Source organism: Endozoicomonas sp. ONNA2 (genome assembly GCF_024606365.1).
Classification (GTDB): domain Bacteria; phylum Pseudomonadota; class Gammaproteobacteria; order Pseudomonadales; family Endozoicomonadaceae; genus Endozoicomonas.
This window is the reverse complement of the sequence record NZ_JAHHPO010001120.1, coordinates 1-1779: the sequence shown is the minus strand read 5'-3', so window position 1 is coordinate 1779 and position 1779 is coordinate 1. Positions and strand designations below refer to the sequence as shown.

Annotated in this window: 2 protein-coding genes; one reads left to right on the top strand and one right to left on the bottom strand. The window is 49.8% G+C overall.

Going from position 1 to position 1779, the window contains the following annotated elements:
* The first annotated feature begins 200 nt into the window (after window positions 1-200).
* Window positions 201-1592, top strand: coding sequence for an FAD-binding oxidoreductase (locus KDK14_RS19845; protein ID WP_257266955.1), 1392 nt, complete (start codon window positions 201-203; stop codon window positions 1590-1592).
* Here KDK14_RS19845 and KDK14_RS19840 read toward each other — a convergent pair.
* A partial coding sequence (locus KDK14_RS19840) for a hypothetical protein (protein WP_257266954.1) occupies window positions 1565-1779 on the bottom strand: 215 nt, incomplete at its 5' end. The genes KDK14_RS19845 and KDK14_RS19840 overlap by 28 nt on opposite strands.

The window sequence follows — 1779 nt, the reverse complement described above, 5'->3', positions numbered from 1 at the left end:
GGTATCAGGATAGACTGGATGGCAAGCTTGCAGGTGGGAAAAAACGAAGTACTAGTCACTGCCTGCCCAGAAATATGCGGTTCCATTTGGCAGCTACTTACGGCAAAGGAACCTTTTGCGGGCCCGGTTGTCTAAATTATTAAAATACGTTTTTAATTACTTTATGTAATTTCATCACTCAATTGTTTCATGGAGGAAATATGTCTGCACTTTCTTTAATACTTACCTCGCTGTTAATCATCTTCAGCGGTCAGCTCCAGGCTCGGGATACTGGCTCTGAACAGCATCACGACGTGGTCGTTATTGGTGGTGGGCTGATGGGTAGTGCCGCTGCCTGGCAGCTGGTCCGGGACGGTAAAGAGGTTATTCTGCTGGAAAAACAGGATCGGAAATACAGCCAGGGTTCCAGCAAGGGGCGGACCCGAATTGCCAGAAGCAACAATCTGTCCAGAGATCTGTGGTCCTGGCTCCATAACCGCTCGGTCAGTGAAACAGAAACGTTGATCCACTATCTCGGTGATCAAGGCTTCATTACTTCAATGTTTGCTGTCTACCAAACAAGACCCGTCAATTATATGAGGCCGCTGAAAGCGGCTGATGCCATCATTGCTTCCTCCGAACGACAACAGGTCGACTACAAAATAGCGCTGACACCACAAGAGGGCGCAGCAATGTTTGGCGTCCAGCTGCCGGAGGGGGTTTTTTTGCATCGTGAATTCAATGAGTACTCAGGCACCCTGAATCCTGAAGCACTGATTACCCTGCTGCACAGGGCCATTGAACTCAAAGGCGGCCGGATTGTTTATAATGCTTCGGTCAGCGATATCCAACGCCACGGTAACCACTACCTGATAGCCACCGAAGACCAGCACGGTTCTGAACGAAGATACACAGCCAACCAGGTGGTCAGTGCCGCAGGACCATACACCGGCCCTTTACTCAGTGAGTTGGCACCCTATATGGATAAACTGATCACGCCGAAGCGGGTTTTTCTTGCTTTTGTGCAGATCAGACCGGAAAAGTACCATCAGCTTGATGATCACGCCCGTAGTCAATTACAACGGGCCTATCCGGTGATTAACAGCTCTGCTGCCACCCGGCAGGGCAGTTTTTATTCCATGATTGAATATTCTGATGTACAGGGTAATCCGGTCATCAAGATCGGCGGCCATTTTCAGCGCAGCGACATCAACAACCTTGACGATGTCTGGCACCAGACGTTGTCCGGGGAGGAGTTGCGCTGGAGCATTGAGAACACCGGGCGGTATTTACGCATGCAGGGTGTGCCGGTTAATGACGAGGACCTGCAACTGGTTGACGATGTTTCCTGTGTCTACAGCCTGACCCGCTCCGAAGTACCCATTGTTTCCCAGCTGGTCGCGCCATCCGGTGAAATGGACAGCAACTTTGTGGTGATGGCCGGAATGTCCGGAGTCGGTGCCAAAGGCGCCATGATCTATGGAAGAATTGCCGCCAACCTGATTCAGGGCAAGAGCGAAGATGACCCCGGTTATCTGGAGGCTGTGGCAGCCGTTGGCGTCACAAGACTCAAAGAGGATGTTGATCAACTGAATATAAACCCGGAAAAATAACGCTGTTTATTGAGTACCTGCAACGTCATATTGAGTGACCGGATGTAATAACAGTCATCAACTGGCAGGATTTTGTCGAGTTTTGGGGGGGATTTGCTGATCCCTTTCATTTCTCTGCGCAATACCCCCTTTGGGCTAATAACAGTGTCGAGTAATCTATGATTATCTTGGTTAATCTGCTTTTTTA

Excerpts from the sequence above, each read along its gene's own strand:
- KDK14_RS19845 (WP_257266955.1), top strand. The coding sequence starts at position 201 with ATGTCTGCACTTTCTTTAATACTTACCTCGCTGTTAATCATCTTCAGC.